The sequence below is a fragment of the Actinophytocola sp. genome (assembly GCF_035634895.1).
In the GTDB taxonomy this organism is placed as follows: Bacteria; Actinomycetota; Actinomycetes; order Mycobacteriales; family Pseudonocardiaceae; genus Actinophytocola.
The window spans coordinates 1-18,557 of record NZ_DASQCC010000275.1; the positions used below are offsets into that span (position 1 = coordinate 1).

Consider the following 18,557-nt stretch of genomic DNA (forward strand, 5'->3'; position numbering starts at 1 on the left):
GAGCCGCTCGAACGGCACGTCCTGATGGGCGTAGGCATCCAGGCCACGTTCACGCACCCGGCCGACCAGCTCCCGGAACGACGGGTCGCCGTCCGTACTCACCCGCAGCACCAGCGTGTTCACGAAGAACCCGACCAGGTCCTCCAGTGCCTGGTCGGTGCGGCCGGCGATCGGGGTGCCGACGGGGACGTCCGTGCCCGCGCCGAGCCTGGTCAGCAGGGCGGTGAGGCCGGCGTGCACAACCATGAACACGCTGGCGCCGCAGTCGCGGGCCAGCTCGCCCAGTCCTCCGTGGAGGGTGGCGTCCCAGTCGAACGTGAAGAACCCGCCCCGGTAGGACGCGACCGCGGGGTGGGGGCGGTCGGTCGGCAGCTCGGTGCGGTCCGGCAGGCCGGCCAGCGCCTCGCGCCAGTAGTCCAGCTGGGCGTCCGTGTCCAGCTCACGTTGCCACAGCGTGTAGTCCGCGTACTGGACGGGCAGCGGCGCCCAGCCGGGGGCGCGACCCTTCGTGCGGGCCGCGTAGGCGGTGCCGAGGTCTCGCCAGAGCGGGGCCATGGACCAGCCGTCGGCGGCGATGTGGTGGAACACCAGGACGAGGAGGTGCTGCTCGGCGTCGAGCCGCAGCAGCTCCGCCCGGACGGGGATGCCGTTCTCCAGATCGAAGACGCGCCGGACGATCTCGTCCACCGAGCCGTCGTCCCTGGTGACCAGCTCGACGGTCGCCGAGTCCAGGATGTGCTGGTAGGGCACGCCGTCCACGGCCGGGAAGACCGTGCGGAGGGACTCGTGCCGCGCGACCACGTCGTTGAGCGCGGCCCGCAGCCCGGTCTCGTCGACGCGGCCCGTGAGCCTCAGCACCAGTGGGACGTTGTAGGTCGCGGAGCCGCCCTCGAGCCGGTGCAGGAACCAGAGTCGTTGCTGGGCGAAGGAAAGCGGGACCCGGTCGGGGCGGTCGGCCGCGACCAGCTCGGGGCGGTCCTCGGCGGCCGCCGTGCCGGCGAGCAGCTCGGCGAGGCCGGCCGGGGTCGAGGTGTCGAACACGGCGCGGATCGACAGCTCGGCGCCGAGAGCCTTGCGGATCCAGAGGAGCAGGCGGGTGGCGAGCAGGGAATGGCCGCCGAGTGCGAAGAAGTCGTCGTCCGCACCGACCGACGGGCGGCCGAGGACCTCGGCGAACATCTCGCAGAGCATCTGCTCGACGGGGGTGCGTGGGGCGCGACCGGTGGGCGCGGCCTGCGCTTCCGGGTCGGGCAGGGCGCGGCGGTCGACCTTGCCGGAGGCCAGCACGGGCAACCGGTCGAGCACGACGTACGCGGCGGGGACCATGTACTCGGGGAGGCGTTCGCGTGCGTGGGCGCGGAGGGTCGCGGCGAGCGTGCCGGACTCCCGGCCGCGGGACGGGTTGTTGGCGTAGGCGGACCAGGACCTGGTGACGTTGCCGGGGCGGTAGACGTGGTCGGGGGCCTCGACGGCGAAGACGGCGTCCAGGGTGTCCTCGGTGGCGGACCAGGTGACGGCGACCTGGTAGCCGGTGCGCTCGGCGAGGGTGAACAGGTCCTCGGGATCGACGCCGGTGAGACCGGGGACGTCACCGGCGAGGCGGCCGTTGGGGATGGCCGTGACGCGCAGGCGTTCGGGGCGCTCCTCGCGCAGGAGCTGTTCGGCGGCAACGAGATCGGCGGCCGTGTGTTCGGTGGCGGGCGGCGGCGGGGCCGACTTGCGCAGGACCGCGTCGTAGCGGTAGCGGGTCAGCTCGTTGTGTGCCTTGCCGCGTTTGAGCTCGACGTCGGTGGTTCCGCCCAGGTGCTTCGCCAGTGCCGCGAAGAAGTCCGGGTCCACCAACAGCTCGCCTTCGTGGCTGCGGCCGGTCGCGGCGGCGAAGATCGCCAGCAGGCGGGCGTTCCGGATGTCGCCCAGGAAGATCCGGCCGCCCGGGGCCAGCAGGTCGTAGGCCTTGCGGACGACGTCGACCAGGTACTCCACGCTGGGGAAGTACTGCGCCACGGAGTTCATGACGATCGTGTCGAAGTAACCCGCCGGCACGTAGCCGAGATCGTGCGCCGGCCGGCACTCCAGGTGGATGCGTGGCTCGTGGCCGACCTCGCGCAGCAGGTTCTCGACCGCCCGCTCCGAGAGGTCCACGCCCCAGTACGCCTCGACGTGCGGCGCCACCCGGGACAGGATCAGGCCGCTGCCCACCCCGATCTCGAAGACGCGTTCCGGTCGCAGGGCCATGATCCGGTCGATGGTCGCGGCATGCCACTCCCGCATCTCGGCGAGCGGGATCGGGGAGCCGTCGTAGCTGGAGTTCCAGCCGACGAAGTTCTCCTCCAGGCCACCCCTGCCGGTGAACACGTCCTCGTGCAGCTCCCGCCACTCGCCGACGTGTGCCTCCTCCGCCGCCGCGTCGCGGCCCGCCACCACCGCCGCGTACGCGACCAACCGACCGTCCCGCGCGACGACCACCGACTGCGCCACCGAAGGGTGCTCGGTCAGCACGGCCTCGATCTCACCCAGCTCGATGCGGTAGCCGCGAATCTTGACCTGATCGTCCGCACGACCCAGGAACACCAGCCGACCGTCCGGCAACCAACGAACCAGATCCCCCGTGCGATACAGACGGCCACCAGACCCGAACGGGTCAGCCACGAACCGCTCCGCGGTCAACGACGGCCGCCCGAGATAGCCCCGGGCCAGACCCGAGCCACCCAGGTACAACTCCCCCACCACACCCGGCGGCACCGGACTCAGCCCACCATCCAACACATACGCTCGCGTGCCCGGGTCCGGGACACCAATCGGCACCACGGACCCGCCCGGCACGCACGCGCCGAGCGTCGAGTTCACCGTCGCCTCGGTCGGACCATACGCGTTGAACATCCGCCGGCCCGGGGCCCAGCGCGCCACCAGCTCGGGAGACACACGTTCGGTACCAGCCAGCAGCACCGAGTCACGCGGGAGGTCCAGATCCGGCGGCAGCTCGGCCAGCAACGCGGGCGGCAGAATCATGAAGTCGACACCGTGCTCATGCACGTACGACGTCAACGCCTCGCCCGCCACGCGCCGCTCCGCCGGCACGACCACCAGCCGCCCGCCAGACAGCAACCCGAGACACAGATCCCAGAACGCCACGTCGAAGCTCGGCGACGCAAACTGCAACACCCGGCTGCGCGGCCCCACCCCGAACCGCTCAACCTGCGTCGCCACCAGCTTCGCGACCCCGGAGTGCGACACGACGACGCCCTTGGGACGGCCCGTCGAGCCGGACGTGTAGATCACGTACGCCGCGTTGCCGGGCGTGATGGGCACGGCTGGGTCCTCGGGCGACGCGGCCGCGAGCCGGTCCTCGTCCAGGGTCGTGACCACGCACACCGGCGAGGCGTCGGCGAGCATGAACGCCCGGCGCTCGGCGGGTAGGGCGGGGTCGAGCGGGAGGTACGCGGCACCCGCCTTGAGCACCGCCAGCTCGGCCACGATCATGTCCGGCGAGCGCGGGACCGACAGCGCCACGACGCGTTCCGGGCCGGCGCCCTGGGCGATCAGCAGGTGCGCCAGGCGGTTCGCGCGCTCGTCCAGCTCGGCGTAGGTGAGCGACCGGTCCTCGCAGACGACGGCGACGGCGGTCGGGTCGCGGCGGACCTGCTCGGCGAACAGGTCCGGCACGGTGCGGAGCGGGGTCGTCAGTGCCGTGTCGTTCCAGCCGACGAGGATCTGGTCGCGCTCGTCGGCACGCAGGAGGTTGAGGCGGCTGACCGGGCAGGCCGGCCGGGCCCGCGCGTCGGCGAGGAGGGTGTCGAGGCGCCCGAGCAGCTGGTCGAGGAGGGCCGCGTCGAGCTGGTCCGGGCGGTAGGTCACGGACAGCCGCGTGCCGTCGAGTGACGTGGTGATCGAGTCGTCCGGCGATCCGGCGACCCGGTCTCGGGCCGTCGCGAAGCCGGGGTCGTCGCCGAGCACGCCGGTGACGCCGGTGAACCGGGCCAGGAGCACCGCGACGGCCGTCCGGAGCGTCTGGTCGTCGTACGGCTCGGCCAGGTCAAGGTGGGTTGTCGCGGTTTCCTCCACCGCTTCGCGACCAGACACGCGCGCCACGCCTCCCCGACTTCCGAACCGATGACTTAGGGCAGCCTAACAACACTTAGGTTAGGAAGCCCTAATGCTAGGTTTCACTGCGTGGGAACTGACGGCGCCAAGCGGGTGCCTTTACAGGCGCTGGGCCTGCTCGTGGCCGTGCTCGCGCTGGTCGTGCTGTGCCTGCTGAGCATCTGGCTGGGCTCGAAGGAGATCAGCGTCACGGCCGTGTGGCAGGTGCTGTGGCGCGACGACGGGTCGGCGGACGCGGTGGTCATCCACAGCGTCCGGATCCCGAGGACGCTGCTGGCGGTGGCGGTCGGGGCCGCGCTCGGGCTGGCCGGCGCCCTGATGCAGGCGCTGACGCGTAACCCGCTGGCCGAGCCGGGGCTGCTGGGGGTCAACGCGGGGGCGGCGTTCTCGATCGTGTTCGCCATCGCGGTGCTGGGCGTGACGTCGCTGTACAGCTACATCTGGTTCGCGTTCGCCGGGGCGCTGGGGGCGAGCGTGGTGGTGTACGTGCTGGGGAACCGGGGGCGGACGGAGGCATCGCCGGTGCGGCTGGCGCTGGCCGGGGTGGCGGTGACGGCGTTGCTGACGTCGTTCACGAGCGCGTTGGTGCTGACGGACCCGGTGGCGCTGAACCGGTACCGGTTCTGGTCGGCCGGGTCGCTGGCGGGGCCGGTGTCCGGGTCGCTGGTGCGGGTGGCGCCGTTCCTGGTGGTGGGAGCCGTGCTGGCGCTGGCCGCCGCGCCGGCGCTGAACAGCATGGCACTCGGCGACGACACGGCGAAGGCGCTCGGGCGGCGGCTGGGGCTCGTGCGTGCGCAGGGGGTGGTGGCGGTGACGCTGCTGACCGGCGGGGCGGTCGCGGTGGCCGGGCCGATCATGTTCATCGGGTTGGTGATCCCGCACATCGCGCGGTTCGTCACCGGGCCGGACCACCGGTGGCTGCTGCCGTACTCGATGGTGCTGTCGCCGTGCCTGCTGCTGGTCGCGGACATCGTCGGGCGGGTGGTGACGAGACCGGCGGAGACGCAGGTGGGCATCGTGGTGGCGCTGATCGGGGCGCCGTTCTTCATCGCGCTGGTCCGCCGGCGCCGACGTCTGGCGGAGCTGTGACGGCCCCACTCGCGAGGGGCACACGGCCGGCCGGTGGCCCTTCCCGACACGTGGTTCGGGTGGTGGCGTGGTGATGCTGACTCGTGCGCATGGGCGGACCACGTTTCAGGTGGGTCCGGTTTCCGGGGTGCTGCGGCCGCGGATGATCCTCGTCGGCGCCGCGCTCCTGGTCGTGACGCTGGCGCCGTTCTGCTACGGCATGACCATCGGCAGCTTTCCCATCAGCCTGCCGGGGGTCGTGCGGGCGATGTTCGGTGCGGGTGACCCCGGCGCGGTGTACATCGTGCGGGACCTGCGGTTGCCGCGGGCGCTGGCCGGGTTGCTGGCGGGGCTGGCGTTCGGCATGGCGGGGGCGATCTTCCAGACGGTGACCCGCAACCCGCTTGCCAGCCCGGACATCGTGGGCGTCAACGCGGGGGCGGCGGCGCTGGTCGTCGCGGGGATCACGTTCGGGTTCGGCTCCGCGACGGTGCTCGGAGTCATCGGCGGGTTGGGCGCCGGGCTGCTCGTGTACGTCCTGTCCTGGCGGCGCGGGACGACCGGGTACCGGTTCATCCTGGTCGGGGTCGGGGTGGCCGCGATGTGTGCGAGCATCACCGACTTCCTGATGACCAAGGCGCAGGTCTTCGAGGCACAGCGGGCCATGGGGTGGCTGGTGGGCAGCCTGAACGACCGGGACTGGTCGCAGGTCCAGCCGCTGGCGATCGTGCTGGCGGTGTTGACCCCGGTCGCGGTGTTCCTCGGCCCGTGGGCGCGGCAACTGCAGTTGGGGGACGAGGTCGCGCTCGGGCTGGGCACGCCGGTGCGGGCGGCGCACCTGGCGTTGCTGGTGACCGGGGTCGGGATGGCGGCGTTCGCGACGGCGTCGGCCGGCCCGGTGCTGTTCGTGGCATTGGTGGCACCGCAGATCGCGCAGCGGTTGACGGGAATGGCGTGGCCGCCGGTGCTCGTGTCCGGGCTGACGGGCTCGGCGGTGATCCTGGCCGCCGACGTGGTCGGCCGGCACATCCTGCCGTCCGCTCAGCTTCCGGTCGGCGTGGTGACGGGAGCGCTCGGCGCACCCGTTCTGCTGTGGTTGCTGACCCGGCGATAATCGTCCACATTCCGCGGCTCCGCGGTAAACACCGAGTTCAGTTGAGCGCTTTGATGTCGAAAAGATCCCACAGAATTCCGATATGGTCGGGCATATCCATCCAGACGAGCTCCATCGGCGCGGGACGGTTGTCGAAACGGGCCAGCGCGGCCCGGGCGGACTCGTGGACGGAGTGTGCGGTCCGACGGCTGACCGGATCGCGGCGGTAGAGGACGGCGGCGCGGTCGTCGACCTCGATGATCTCCATGCCCCACGCGAAGACCAGGTTGTGGTCGGCCGCGCTCGCGAGCGTGAAAAGCCTGCCGTACATCAGAGTTCTCCTTCGTGTCGGCGCGCGGACCCGATGGCCGCACCGATGGCGAGGCGGATGTGCTCGGCCACCTCGGCGGTGACCGCGACGGGCTCCGGCGACGTGATGCGCAACGACACCCGACCGTCCGGAAGGGACTCCGCGACGAAGAGGTCGAGGACGGCCCAGCTACCCACGGCCCACCTCCAGTACGTTCTGATTACCGGCAATTCTGAGTGCTACGTGTTCATTCGCACAATGCCCCTATCGAGCGATTGCGTTGCCACCCATTTGCACATCTAGAATTGCTACGTGGCAGTTATCAGTGGCACCGCGGAATCACGCGACCTGGGCACGGAACTCCGGCGACTACGCAAGGATGCCGGCCTGAACACGAGAGTCATGGCCGAACGCGCGGGCGTGTCGAACGCGAACATTTCCTTCTGGGAGACTGGTAAGCGCCTCGTACCACTGGAGCGGTTGACCGCTCTACTGGATGCACTCAGCGTCACCGATGACGAGCGGGAACGCATCATCGGGTTGCGGCGCAAGGCTGATGGCCCCGGCGAGCTGACTACGGGATCGACCAACATCGGCCAACGCCTGACCAGGCTGATAGAGCTGGAACGCACCGCCACCCGGATCACCCATGTCCAGCCGTTGCTCATCCCAGGTCTCCTGCAGACCAGCGAGTACGCCCGAGCGGTACTCGGCGAGGACGACCCGGACGTGGACACGAAGGTGGCGCTGCGAGCCGGCCGCCGCGACGTGATCACCCGCCGGCGGAACCCCGTGAACTTCCTGGCCCTGATCGACTCCGAGGCGCTGGTCCGGCCGGTCGGCTCGCCGGAGGTGATGGCCGACCAGCTCGACCATCTGGCGAAGATGGGCGAGCTGCCGAACGTGACCATCCAGATCGTGCCGAGCACGGCGCCTGGCTACCACCCGATGCTCGCCGGCCCGTTCGTGATGTTCGAGTTCCTGACGGCGCCACCCATCGTGCTGCTGGAACACCATCGCACGAGTGCCTTCATCTGGGACCGGGAGAGCGTGGCGGCATACCTCTCCGCACCGGCGGAAATCCAACGAATGGCCCTTGGTCCGGAACGGTCACTGCAGATGGCCAAGGAAATCGCGAAGGCAATGGAGACAACATGACCACGGCCACCCGGTGGCGCAAGTCCAGACTCAGCGACGCGCAGGACACCTGCGTCGAGCTGGCACACACCGGCGACGCGGTGCGGGACAGCAAGAACCCCGCCGGGCCCACACTCACCGTCGACACCCTCCCCCTGCTCACCGCGGTCAAGAACGGTCACCTCGACCAGCCGACCAGCTGAGCGGGGAGCGCCGGCGCCTCGGTTCTCCTCACATCACCTGGCGATCGGCCCGCGGAAGCCAGTGTCTGGTGGGGTCGTAGGGCTCGTAGGTGGTCTCGACGTACTCGATCAGCCTCGGCAGCGCCGGGTGACGGTTGTCGCGGTGCCACACCATCGACCACGGGTAGACCGGCGTCGGGTCGACGATGGGGATGCGCACGATCCCCGCGTGCCAAGGGATTCGCATGAACTCGCCGCCGAAGAAGTGGCGGTTCTCCGATGCCGCCACGGTGTCCAGGAGGTGGTCCAGGCCGAAGTTCGGGCCTCCGGTGTCGATCGTCAGTGGGAACTCACGCCGCATCTCCTCGTACAGGTCCGCCCATTCGGTGTCCGGGTTGTAGCCGGGCAGCCAGGTGACCGAGTCCGTCAGCTCCGCCAGGCGGACCTCGGGGCGGGTGGCCAGCGGGTGTCCGCGACCGCAGACGAGCTGGTGCGGGTCCAGGCAGGCGGGGGTGTGCGCCAGCTGTGGGGCCAACTCCCCCGCCACCCGGGCGAACGCGGCGTCGATCGTGCCGCGGAGGAGCGCCTCCCTGGCCGTCCGGCCGCCCGTGCCGCCGGTCACTATGTGGATCTCCACGTCGTCGTTCGTCTCGTGGAACGCCCTGATCAGCTCCGTGGTCGCCAGGCGGGTGCCCAGCACGTCCACCCGCAGGGGGCCGGTCCGCACCGCCGCCTTCGCCTGGTCGGCCAGTGCCACCAGTGCTCTAGCGTGCGGGAGGAACGTCGCGCCGTCCTTCGTCGGCACCGTGCCGGTGGGGGCGCGGTCCAGCAGCGTGGCGCCGAGGGCCGCCTCCAGCTTCGCGACCCGCTTGGACACCGCCTGCTGCGTCAGGCCCAGCCGGTCCGCCGCCGCGCCGAAGTGCAGCTCGTCCGCCACGGCCACGAACGCGCGAACCGCGCCAAGGTCCAGTTCCACACCGGGACAGTAGCTTCGACTTCGAGGCACGGTTTCGAGGCACGGTTTCGAGGCACGGTTTCGAGGCACAATGAGGTCGGTGACCCGGCCGACCTCTCTACGGCCGGGTCGCCGTTAAGTTCACGTCGTATACCATCGGGGCACGATGAGCGACACACGCACGGACGAGCGGCTGGCGGTCGCGCTGGTCGGCCTGGCCCACCAGGTGCTGCACCTGTTCACCGAGGTCGGCCGGGCGCACCGGCTCAGCCAGCAGCAGGTGCGCCTCCTGTGCGCCATCAACGCCTACGGCGACGTCGGCATGTCCGAGCTGGGCCGCCTGCTACAGCTCGAGAAGTCCAACGTCAGCAACCTCGTCGACCGGCTGGAGCAGCGCGGGCTCGTCGTCCGCACACGCGACGCGCACGACCGCCGGGTGACCTACGCCGAGCTGACCGATGAGGGGCGCGAGCTGGCGGTGGGGTGCCACGCCGAGGTCGTCGCCCAGTTGAACCTGCTGGCCGGCAAGCTTCCCGTCCCGGACCGGGACCATCTGGCCGACGCCGTAGGCCGGATGATGCAGTAGGTAGCGCTGCGTGATCAGGCCCGCGTTTTCGTTCGTATAGCTGGGTTAACCGCACCCCTCTGGTGGCGGCTTGTCCTGGCGGGGGTCGATCCAGAAGGCTTCCCACGAGCCCATTGGCGGCGATTGGGGATGACGCATGTCCAGACGTTTGCGCGCGGGACTGACAGCCGGCCTGCTGGTTGCCGGGTTCGCCTTAGCCGGCGCGCCGGTCGCGGACGCGACCGTGCAGCAGGGCATCGGGATCGCGACCAGCCCGGCCCAGCCGTACAAGGGCAACCCCGACGCCGCCGACTGGCTCGGTTCCTATGTGGTGAACGGAAAACAGGTCTTCTGCGTGCAGTTCGCCTACCTCGCGCCGGACAGCGACGAGCTGTACCAGCCGGGCACGCCGCTGCGGACCAAGTGGGACACCCCGCTCCCGCCGGACGTCGCCGCCGACATCTCCTACCTGTTGCTGCGTTACGGCGACACGAAGAAACCCGACGAGGCCGCGGCGCTCGCGCACCTGCTGCACACCTGGACGGCGGGGCCGCAGTCCCCGGACCAGCTGGCCCCGACGAACGACTTCCGGCACATCGCCTACGACGCGCCGTTCCACCTGGCCAAGCTGCCCGCGAGCGCGCAGGCGGCCGTGCAGACCCTGACCGCCGACGCCGCCACGAACCGCGGGCCGTGGACGGCCACGGTGGTCGCGCCGACCGTGCCGCTGACCATCGGCGCCACGGCCGACTGGGGCATCTCGATCAAGAACGCGGCGGGCAAGGTCGTCCCGAACGTGCCGGTGACGGTCACCGCCACCGGCGCCACTTTCCCTGACGCGGCGGGAAAACCGGTCACCACGGGCACCATCACCACCGGCACGTCAGACTTCGTGCTGAAGGTGACGCCGACCGACACGTCCCCGAAGATCGACATCAAGCTCGCGTCGCCGGCCGAGGTGCCGACGGTCCAGCAGGCCGTGCAGCTCGACGCCCAGCGCATCGTCAGCACCGGCGGGGAGAAGCAGCTGGCCGCGTCGGGCCAGGCGTCCGCGTCACCGCCGCCGACGACCACCACGCCGCAGCTGCCGAGCCAGATCCCGGCCGGTGGCTCGCCGGACGCGCCGGTCGCGCAGGCCGCGATGAGCAGCACCCTGTCGGGCGGCGCGATCGCCGGGCTCCTCGGCGCGCTCGTGCTGGCCGGGCTGGTGCTGTGGCAGCTGGTGCTGCGCAGGCGCGAGCGGGTCTGAGCGTGGCGGGCCGGCACCGGAGGCGACGCCGCGGGTTGCGGCGTGCCGCGGTGCCGGCCGCCGCGGGCGCGGTGCTGCTCGCGACGGCGATCGCGGCCGGCGCGGGGCCGGACTCGGTCGCCGGCTCGCCGACGGCCGCGGCCGAGGGCGTGAAGCGGGCGCTCGTCGCCGCCAAGCCGACGCCCCGCCAGTCGCCGCCGCCGACGACGACCACACCTCCCCCCGCCACGACCGAGACTCCGGCCACCCGGCCCGAGAAGGCGCAGCCGAACAACACGGTGCGGCTCGTTCGCGGTGGGACGGCCACGTTGGTGCCCATGGACGTCGTGAACGGCGTGCTGCCCGTGCCCGAAGGCGTCCGGCAGGCCGCGTGGTGGGGTGCGACCCTCGACGCGCGGAACGGGGCGACCGTGCTCGCCGGGCACGTGAACTGGCACGGCGCGACCGGGCCGTTCGCCGAGCTGTGGCAGTCGAAGGCCGGCGACGTCGTGACGGTGATGGACAAGGACGGCAAGTCGTACCGGTTCCAGGTGCGGCAGGTGGAGACCGTCCACAAGGACCAGTTGCCGAGCCGCGCGCAGGAGCTATTCGGCCAGGACGGCGAGCACCGCCTGGTACTGGTGACCTGCGGCGGCCGTTGGGTCGGCGGGGCGGAAGGCTACGAGGAGAACCGGGTCGTCATCGCGTCACCGGTCTGATGCCGCGGAACTCGTGTGCGCTCCCGGTGACCAGCTTTGGGAGCGCACACGAATCACGCGTGGGTCACGCGGCCACCCAGAAGGCGTAGTCCGCGGTGTAGGGGACCGACACGGTGGTGCCATCGGTACAGGTGCCGGCCGGGGCGACGCCGCCGGTGGTGTTCAGGCGCTGGATGTAGGTGACGTCGGCGAAGATGCCCGGGCCGCGGTTGCCGGTGGACTTCAGCAGCAGCTGCGGGATCGCGTCCGGCACCGGGGAGTTGGCCTGCGCGGAGGCCGTGACGGAGCTGCCGTCCCGCGTCGAGGTCCACACCGGACCCTTCGAGTGGAGCACCTCGGCGCGCCCCCGGTTGCGCAGGATGGCGTCCGGCTGGAGGAAGACCCACGCGCCGGCGGTGCACTGGTAGGTCTGCACGCCCTCCGCCGGCATGACGGCGGTGCGCTTGTTGCCGTCGGGCACCTTGATCGCCTCGGGGACCGGGTCGCGGTGCGTCGTCGCCGCACCGGCCGTACTGGCCGCTCCCCCGATGCCGACCGCCACCAGCGCGGCGACGGCCAGGCTCACCATGACTCGACTCATGTTGTACGCACTCCAGGTTCTGGACTCACGTGCCGGCGTTTTGCCGTCACGTCGCAATCACGAGTACGCATCGCGGGCGCGTTCACGTCGTTACGCGTTCGTTGCCCAGAATTCAGCTCGTGGACGCGCCGATGCCGGTCACCGAGCGGACTTCCAGCTCGTCGGAGCGTTCCTCGTCCGCGCGGTCCCGGCTCAGCACGGTGCCGAGGAATCCGAGGAGAAACGACAGTGGGATGGAAACAATTCCCGGGTTGTTCAGTGGGAACAGGTGGAAATCCACACCCTTGACGAACGAGGTCGCACCGCCGGAGAACACCGGCGAGAACACGATCAGGAGCAGGCACGACCCCAGCCCGCCGTACATCGAGAACAGCGACCCGGTCGTGTTGAACCGCCGCCAGAACAGCGTGTACAGGATCGTCGGCAGGTTCGCCGACGCCGCCAGCGCGAACGCCAGCGCCACCAGCGACGCCACGTTCTGCCCGATCGCCAGGTAGCCGCCCACGATCGACAGCAGGCCGATGACCACCGCGGTCATCCGCGCGACCCGCAGCTCCGAGCCCGGCGCCGGCCGGCCGTGCTTGAGCACGTTCGCGTAGACGTCGTGGGCGAAGGACGCGGACGCGGTCAGCGTCAGCCCCGCCACCACCGCGAGGATCGTGGTGAACGCGACCGCCGCCACGATCGCCAGCAGCACGGACCCGCCGACCGAGAACGCCAGCAGCGGCACCGCCGAGTTCTCCTTGCCCGGCGCGGACATGATCGTCTTCGAACCGACCACCGCGCTCGCGCCGTAGCCGATGACCAGCGTGCAGCCGTAGAACAGCACCATCGCCCAGGTCGCCGACAGCACCGAGCGCCGGGCCTGCAGCGCGTCGGGCACGGTGTAGAAGCGCATGAGCACGTGGGGCAGCGCGCCCGCGCCGAGCACCAGCGCGAGCGACAGCGACACGAAGTCCAGCTTGCTGGTCTCCGACTTGCCGTACTGCGCGCCCGGCTGGAGCATCTGGTCGCCGAGGGCGTTGTTGCCGGCGGCCCGGTTGAGCAGGTCGGACAGGCTGAACCCGAACTTGCCCAGCAGGAACACGGTCAGCAGGAGCACGCAGACGAGCAGCAGGCTGGCCTTGATGATCTGCACCCAGGTGGTGCCCTTCATCCCGCCGACCAGCACGTAGAAGATCATGACCGCGCCGACGGCGACGATGACCAGGGCCTGACCACCGCTGGACCGGACATCCAGCAGCAACGAGATCAGCACGCCCGCGCCGGCCATCTGGGCGAGCAGGTAGAACGCCGAGATCACCAGGGTCGAGTTGGCCGCGGCCGCGCGGAGGGGCCGCTGCCGCATCCGGAAGGCGACCACGTCACCCATCGTGAACCGGCCTACGTTGCGGAAGCGCTCGGCGATCAGCAGCAGCGGGAGGAGCCACGCGACCAGGAAGCCGATCGAGTAAAGAAAGCCGTCGTAGCCGTGTACCGCGATGGCGCCGGCGATGCCGAGGAACGACGCCGCGGAAAGGTAGTCACCGGACAGCGCGATGCCGTTCTGCACCCCGGTGAAAGCACCGCCGGCCGCGTAGTAGTCGGCGGTGGTGGTGTTCCGGCTGCTCACCCGGTACACCACGAAGAGGGTCACCGCGACGATCGCGACGAAGATGCCGATGTTGAGTAGCGGCTCGCCGTCCATGCTCAGTCCTCCCCGGCGAACCGGCGCAGTCTGTCGATCTCCGGATCCACCTTTGTCCTGGTGAACCGCGCGTACCACAGCATGATCACGACCGTGGTGACGAACTGGGACAGTCCGAGCAGCAGTCCGACCGTGACACTGCCGAGCGCACGCCGGGCCATGAAGTCGTGCGCATAGGCCGCGAGCAGCACGTAGGTCATGTACCAGACGAAGAACAGCACGCTCACGGGGAAGATGAACCGGGTGAGCCGGCGGCGGACCCGCACGAAGTCGGGGTGCTCCCGAATCGCCGCGTAGCTCGGCTTCGCATTCTCGTCCGGACCGAACCCCGTCGAGAAATCGTTTACCGCCGGCTCGAAGGCAACGTATTTCTCCGGCTCCGGCGCATGCGTGAACGCCGACGCTTGGGTCATGGGGATTCCCTTCCAACGAAGCTTGCGAAAGCGTAACGAGCGCGCGCCCATAGTCAAGGCCTCGTTGGGTTCGAAACTTTCGGCATACAGTAAGATCGAGAAAACCAGTTGCCAAAATTGGTCTGGCAACGGAGAGTGCTCAGTCGGTGGCATAAACGGAGCTTGAAAATAGCGGTGTCGAATCCCTAAATTGACTGGGATTGTCGGGACGGCCGGGCGTGCCCGAGAAGCCAACGCCGTGGGTGAGGTGCATCTCGTGAGCTCGGTCCAGGCGAGCGGGCCCGAGCCGGTCGCTCGTCGGAGTACGTGGTGGTCGGCGACGGTCCAGTGGCGGAACTGGCCGCTGCTGGTCAAGCTGGGTGTGGTGCTCGTCGTGCCCGTCGTGAGCGCCCTGGTCCTGGGGGTCCTGCGGGTCGAGGCGGACGTCAGCCTGGCCAGGTCCTACTCCGCGACCGAACGCGTCGCGGCACTGCGCACCCAGTTCGTCTCGGTGCTGGCGGCCGTCGAGCGCGAGCGCAACGAGGCCCTTCGGGCGGGCGGACAGCTCGACCCGGCCGCGAAGGCGACCGACCGGGCCGTCGCCGCGATGAAGGAGGTCGTCCGGCGCGACCCCGGTCTCGGCGATCCGACCTCCGGCTACGGCGCGCTCGTCCGCGCGCTCGACACCCTGCCCCTGGCCCGGCGGCAGGTGACGTCCGGCGCGGACGGGCTCATCGTGCTCAGCGCGTACAACGCCGTGGTCAACCCGGTGCTGGAGTACGACCGCTCACTGGTGGGCCGGTTCCCCGCCGAGGACCTGGCCGCCACGTCGCTCGCGCTGTCCGAGCTGCAGGGCATGAGCGAGCAGGTCGCGTTGCAGCAGGTGATCGGCAACATGGCCCTGCGGGACCGCGTCCTGCCCGATGCCGCGAGGCAACTGCTGCTCGAGGCCGACGTCCGGTTCGACGACAAGCTCGAGGACTTCCAGGCACAGGCCCCGCCCGCCCTGGCCACCCGCTACCAGGATGCCGTCGAGGGCGACAACGTGATCGCGTACCTGCGGCTCGTGGACGCCCTGCGCACCACCGACCCGGCCGCGCTGCCGTTCAACCAGGAACAGTGGAACACGAACTCGAACGCGTCGTTCACGCTGATGACCGACCTGACCCGGCAGGCGGCGAACAGCCTGCGGTCGGACTCGGCCGCGCTTGCGGAGAGCGTCAGCAACCGCGCGGGCCTGGAGTCGGTGCTGCTCCTGTCGATGGTGCTGCTGGCGGCGGGCATCGGGGGCGGTCTCGGGCGGTACCTGCTGCGTTCGGTCGGCCTGCTGCGGCGGACCGCGCTGGCCGTGGCGAACGAGCGGCTGCCGGCGGCCGTGGTGAGCATCCGAGCTGGTGAGAAGGTCGAGATCGAGCCGGTGCCGCTGCGGTCGACCGAGGAGTTCGGCCAGCTGGCCCGCGCGTTCGACGCGGTGAACGGCCAGGCCGTGCGGTCCGCCGCCGAGGAGGCGAGCCTGCGCAGCAACCTGGCGAACATCTTCACGAACCTGTCGCGGCGCAGCCAGGGGCTGGTGGAGCGGCAGCTGCGGCTGATGGAGCAGCTGGAGCAGAAGACCGAGGACCCCGACCAGCTGGAGAACCTGTTCAAGATCGACCACCTGGCGACGCGGATGCGGCGCAACAACGAGAACCTGATGGTGCTGTCGGGCACCGGGCTGCTGCGCCGGTTCGCCGAGCCCATGCCGCTGCCGGACGTGCTGCGTGCCGCGATCTCCGAGGTGGAGCACTACCAGCGGGCGGTGGTCCGGTCGGTGCCGGACGTGCGGATCGCCGGCTACGCGGCCGGTGACCTGATCAGGTCCATCTCCGAGCTGATCGAGAACGCGACGGCGTTCTCGCCGCCCGACGCGCAGGTGACGGTGGTGAGCCGGCTGCTGCAGGACGGGTCGGCGGTGGTGGACATCGTCGACAAGGGCGTCGGCATGGGCGAGAAGGAGCTGGCGGAGGCCAACCAGAAGATCACCGGTGGCGGCGGCGTGGACGTGCCGATCTCGCGGCAGATGGGGCTGTTCGTGGTCGGGCGCCTCACCGCGCGGCACGGGATTCACGTGCGGCTGATTCCGCGGGTCGATGGCGGGTTGTGTGCCTCGGTGCTGGTGCCGGCGGGGTTGGTGAACATCGGCGACCCAGGTCAGACCGCCGCGTTCGAGCTGCCCTCGTTCGGGCAGGACGGGCCGGCGTCGGCGGCGGAGTGGTCGCAGGTGCGGTCGGTCGCGGCGGTCGACGAGCCGGATCCCGGGACCGGGTTGTCGGCGCCGACCGCGTCGGGGGGCACGCGGGCAAGGGGCGAGCGGACGGACGAGTCGTGGCTGACGACCGCCGCCGGGCAGGCGCCGGCCGACCGGGGCGGTACTGCCGGTAGCGCCGGTCCCGAGCGGTCGGTGGCGGCGAGCTGGCTGCAGGCCGCGAAGAAGGCGGAGTCCGGGGACACCGGCGAGTTCGCGGCGATCAACTGGCTGGACGGCGCCCGGGAGCAGGCGGCCGGCGGGCCGGGCGAGCGACCGGCGGGCCCCAACTGGCTCGAGGCGGCACGCGGCGGCGCGCAGGCACCGGCGCACACCGGCGAACCACCGACGGCGGCGAACTGGCTCGAGGCCGTGAAGAAGGCCGAGTCGACCACCCCCGGCGACGCCGCGGGCTGGCCGGCCGCGAGCGGCGACGCCGAACCGCCGGCCGTCGCCCTGCCCGACCCACGCCCGGCGATCAGCGAACCCGAGTCACCGAAGCGGCCGGAGCCGGGCGGACTGCCCAAGCGGATCCCCGGCAGGGCTGCGGTGCCGGCCGCCTACTCCGACGACTCGCGACCGCCGGCCGGTCGGCCGGCAGCCACGAAGGAACCCGAACCGGCCCCCGGCGGCGAGCCGGAGCCGGCCGGGAAGGCCACGAACGCCGGCCGGCGCGGGACGTCCGGTGCCGAGGCACCGGCGCCCGGCGCGGCCGAGTCGACCAGTGTGCTGGAGCCGGTGCGCTCGGCCGAAGGCGCCGGATCGGACGAGCGGACGGCAACCGAGAGGTCCGAGCCGGCCGCCGGGGACGACGCGCCGACGCAGGTCGGCCTCCCCGCCGTGGTCCTCGGCGAGACCGCGGCTTCACGTTCACTTCCCTCCTACGAGGAGTTCGAGCCGGTCGAGGTGGCCAGGCAGCTCGAGTCCGCGGGGATCGCCGTCACCCTGCCGGAGTTCCCGGCGGCCAGCACGCCCGCCTCGATCCTGTTCGCGGACAACACGATGGGCGGGGACGGTGGCGAGGCCGCGGTCGGGCGGGAGCCGGGGTTCTCCTGGCTGCGCACCAGGGCCGGCGCACCGGCGAGACCACCGCGACCGCAACCGCCGGAGCCGCCGGTCGTCACCACCGGACCGGCCGGGCTGCCCAAGCGGGTGCCGAGGGGGCACCTGCAGGGCGCGGCGCCGCGTGGGCAGTCGGCCGCCCCGGCGCAGCCGCCCGCCGCGACCCGGGACGCCGCACGGGCGCGAGGGTTCATGAGCGGCTTCCAGGCCGGCATCCGCCAGAGTGAGAACCGCGAAGGGGAATCTGGATCATGACGGGTGCGCACAGGGCGGACGAGACCCGCCAGGTCGGGCAGTTCGGCTGGCTGGTCAACAGTTTCGCGGACAACGTGCCCGGCGTGGCGCACGCGGTGGTGGTGTCGGTCGACGGGTTGCTCCTGACCGGTTCCAACCGCCTGCCGCTCGACCGGGCCGAGCAGATGGCGGCCATCTCGGCCGGGCTGGTCAGCCTGAACATCGCCGCGGCCAAGCTGCTCGGCGCGGACGAGGTCGTCCGTGCGGTCGTCGAGATGGACCTCGGCGTGTTGCTGCTGACCTCGATCAAGGACGGCTCGTGCCTCGCGGTGCTGGCGGTCCGCGACTGTGACATCGCGCAGGTGGCGTACGAGATGACCGTTCTGGTCGACCAGGTCGGCCAGATCCTCACCCCGCAGCTGCGTGCCGCGCTTGCCGCCGGCTGAGGCACGCCATGAGCTCCGGTGACGAGCCCGAGTCCACGTTCGCGGACGTCTTCAACGGCCTCATGGGCGTCAACCGCCCCCACAAGCGACCCGGCCCGCAGGCGCGGGAACAACCGAAACCCGAGGCGGTGCCGCTGTTCGAGGAGGCACCCCGCGAGGAGAACGCCGCCAGCGTGCGTGCCTACGCATGGACGGGCGGCCGCACCAGGACGAGCGGCCAGCTGGAGATCGAGACGCTCATCTCGACCACCACGCGGGCCGAGGAGCTCATGCACACCATGCGCAGCGAGCACCAGTCGGTGGCCCGCATCTGCCGGCAGTCCAGGTCGGTCGCCGAGATCGGCGCGCTGCTGTCCCTGCCGCTCGGCGTGGTCCGCGTCCTGCTCGACGACATGGCCGGCCTCGGCCTGGTGACCGTGCACGCCACCGCGACCACCGGCGACGGCCAGCCGGACATGGACCTCCTGCGGCGCGTGCTGCGTGGCCTGAGCAACCTGCGTACCTGACCCGCTCG

17 protein-coding genes are annotated in these 18,557 nt (G+C 71.0%); 10 read left to right on the forward strand and 7 right to left on the reverse strand.

Annotated features, from left to right (window positions below; all coding sequences use genetic code 11):
• On the reverse strand, positions 1 to 4,062 hold a 4,062-nt coding region (locus VET29_RS42260; RefSeq protein ID WP_414636758.1), incomplete at its 3' end, for an amino acid adenylation domain-containing protein.
• A 108-nt stretch (positions 4,063 to 4,170) separates the two neighbouring features.
• Between VET29_RS42260 and VET29_RS42265 the strand changes: the two genes are divergently transcribed.
• Positions 4,171 to 5,190, forward strand: a complete 1,020-nt coding sequence (locus VET29_RS42265; protein WP_324932606.1) for a FecCD family ABC transporter permease — start codon at positions 4,171 to 4,173, stop codon at positions 5,188 to 5,190.
• A 109-nt stretch (positions 5,191 to 5,299) separates the two neighbouring features.
• Positions 5,300 to 6,283, forward strand: a complete 984-nt coding sequence (locus VET29_RS42270) for a FecCD family ABC transporter permease (RefSeq protein WP_324932609.1) — start codon at positions 5,300 to 5,302, stop codon at positions 6,281 to 6,283.
• Between the two features lie 37 nt (positions 6,284 to 6,320).
• Here VET29_RS42270 and VET29_RS42275 read toward each other — a convergent pair whose 3' ends face one another.
• Positions 6,321 to 6,593, reverse strand: a complete 273-nt coding sequence (locus tag VET29_RS42275) for a hypothetical protein (protein WP_324932611.1) — start codon at positions 6,591 to 6,593, stop codon at positions 6,321 to 6,323.
• Positions 6,593 to 6,769, reverse strand: a complete 177-nt coding sequence (locus VET29_RS42280; protein ID WP_324932614.1) for a hypothetical protein — start codon at positions 6,767 to 6,769, stop codon at positions 6,593 to 6,595. The genes VET29_RS42275 and VET29_RS42280 overlap by 1 nt, the downstream gene beginning before the upstream one ends.
• A 115-nt stretch (positions 6,770 to 6,884) precedes the next feature.
• Between VET29_RS42280 and VET29_RS42285 the strand changes: the two genes are divergently transcribed.
• Both VET29_RS42285 and VET29_RS42290 read left to right on the forward strand, forming a co-directional pair.
• Entirely contained in the window at positions 6,885 to 7,730 is an 846-nt protein-coding gene (locus tag VET29_RS42285) for a helix-turn-helix transcriptional regulator (protein ID WP_324932617.1), read from the forward strand.
• On the forward strand, positions 7,727 to 7,912 hold the full coding sequence (locus VET29_RS42290; RefSeq protein WP_324932620.1) for a DUF397 domain-containing protein: 186 nt from the start codon (positions 7,727 to 7,729) through the stop codon (positions 7,910 to 7,912). Before VET29_RS42285 ends, VET29_RS42290 begins: the two co-directional genes overlap by 4 nt.
• A 28-nt stretch (positions 7,913 to 7,940) precedes the next feature.
• Here VET29_RS42290 and VET29_RS42295 read toward each other — a convergent pair whose 3' ends face one another.
• Entirely contained in the window at positions 7,941 to 8,867 is a 927-nt protein-coding gene (locus tag VET29_RS42295; RefSeq protein WP_324932623.1) for a LysR family transcriptional regulator, read from the reverse strand.
• A 145-nt stretch (positions 8,868 to 9,012) separates the two neighbouring features.
• Here VET29_RS42295 and VET29_RS42300 point away from each other — a divergent pair, with 145 nt between their 5' ends.
• From VET29_RS42300 to VET29_RS42310, 3 genes are all read left to right on the forward strand, one after another.
• Complete coding sequence (locus tag VET29_RS42300) at positions 9,013 to 9,432, forward strand: MarR family winged helix-turn-helix transcriptional regulator (protein WP_324932626.1); 420 nt, start codon at positions 9,013 to 9,015, stop codon at positions 9,430 to 9,432.
• 136 nt (positions 9,433 to 9,568) lie between these two features.
• Entirely contained in the window at positions 9,569 to 10,660 is a 1,092-nt protein-coding gene (locus VET29_RS42305; protein ID WP_324932629.1) for a hypothetical protein, read from the forward strand.
• Positions 10,661 to 10,662: 2 nt separating this feature from the next.
• On the forward strand, positions 10,663 to 11,358 hold the full coding sequence (locus VET29_RS42310; protein ID WP_324932632.1) for a class F sortase: 696 nt from the start codon (positions 10,663 to 10,665) through the stop codon (positions 11,356 to 11,358).
• Between the two features lie 64 nt (positions 11,359 to 11,422).
• Here VET29_RS42310 and VET29_RS42315 read toward each other — a convergent pair whose 3' ends face one another.
• From VET29_RS42315 to VET29_RS42325, 3 genes are all read right to left on the reverse strand, one after another.
• Positions 11,423 to 11,938, reverse strand: coding sequence for a DUF3455 domain-containing protein (locus VET29_RS42315; protein ID WP_324932635.1), 516 nt, complete (start codon positions 11,936 to 11,938; stop codon positions 11,423 to 11,425).
• A 112-nt stretch (positions 11,939 to 12,050) separates the two neighbouring features.
• On the reverse strand, positions 12,051 to 13,625 hold the full coding sequence (locus tag VET29_RS42320) for a cation acetate symporter (RefSeq protein WP_324932638.1): 1,575 nt from the start codon (positions 13,623 to 13,625) through the stop codon (positions 12,051 to 12,053).
• 2 nt (positions 13,626 to 13,627) lie between these two features.
• Complete coding sequence (locus tag VET29_RS42325) at positions 13,628 to 14,038, reverse strand: DUF485 domain-containing protein (RefSeq protein WP_324932641.1); 411 nt, start codon at positions 14,036 to 14,038, stop codon at positions 13,628 to 13,630.
• A gap of 256 nt (positions 14,039 to 14,294) precedes the next feature.
• Between VET29_RS42325 and VET29_RS42330 the strand changes: the two genes are divergently transcribed.
• The 3 genes from VET29_RS42330 to VET29_RS42340 are packed head-to-tail and all read left to right on the forward strand — an operon-like array spanning position 14,295 to position 18,549.
• Positions 14,295 to 17,618, forward strand: a complete 3,324-nt coding sequence (locus tag VET29_RS42330; protein WP_324932644.1) for a nitrate- and nitrite sensing domain-containing protein — start codon at positions 14,295 to 14,297, stop codon at positions 17,616 to 17,618.
• A complete protein-coding gene (locus VET29_RS42335) occupies positions 17,615 to 18,043 on the forward strand; it encodes a roadblock/LC7 domain-containing protein (RefSeq protein ID WP_324932647.1) in 429 nt (142 codons plus the stop codon). Before VET29_RS42330 ends, VET29_RS42335 begins: the two co-directional genes overlap by 4 nt.
• A gap of 8 nt (positions 18,044 to 18,051) precedes the next feature.
• A complete protein-coding gene (locus tag VET29_RS42340) occupies positions 18,052 to 18,549 on the forward strand; it encodes a DUF742 domain-containing protein (RefSeq protein ID WP_324932650.1) in 498 nt (165 codons plus the stop codon).
• Positions 18,550 to 18,557 lie beyond the last annotated feature (8 nt).

What these genes read in the sequence shown, in the direction of transcription:
- VET29_RS42335 (WP_324932647.1), top strand. Translation starts at nt 17,615, where the DNA reads ATGACGGGTGCGCACAGGGCGGACGAGACCCGCCAGGTCGGGCAGTTC.
- VET29_RS42320 (WP_324932638.1), bottom strand. Translation starts at nt 13,625, where the DNA reads ATGGACGGCGAGCCGCTACTCAACATCGGCATCTTCGTCGCGATCGTC.
- VET29_RS42300 (WP_324932626.1), top strand. Translation starts at nt 9,013, where the DNA reads ATGAGCGACACACGCACGGACGAGCGGCTGGCGGTCGCGCTGGTCGGC.
- VET29_RS42305 (WP_324932629.1), top strand. Translation starts at nt 9,569, where the DNA reads ATGTCCAGACGTTTGCGCGCGGGACTGACAGCCGGCCTGCTGGTTGCC.
- VET29_RS42315 (WP_324932635.1), bottom strand. Translation starts at nt 11,938, where the DNA reads ATGAGTCGAGTCATGGTGAGCCTGGCCGTCGCCGCGCTGGTGGCGGTC.
- VET29_RS42275 (WP_324932611.1), bottom strand. Translation starts at nt 6,593, where the DNA reads ATGTACGGCAGGCTTTTCACGCTCGCGAGCGCGGCCGACCACAACCTG.
- VET29_RS42290 (WP_324932620.1), top strand. Translation starts at nt 7,727, where the DNA reads ATGACCACGGCCACCCGGTGGCGCAAGTCCAGACTCAGCGACGCGCAG.
- VET29_RS42340 (WP_324932650.1), top strand. Translation starts at nt 18,052, where the DNA reads ATGAGCTCCGGTGACGAGCCCGAGTCCACGTTCGCGGACGTCTTCAAC.
- VET29_RS42325 (WP_324932641.1), bottom strand. Translation starts at nt 14,038, where the DNA reads ATGACCCAAGCGTCGGCGTTCACGCATGCGCCGGAGCCGGAGAAATAC.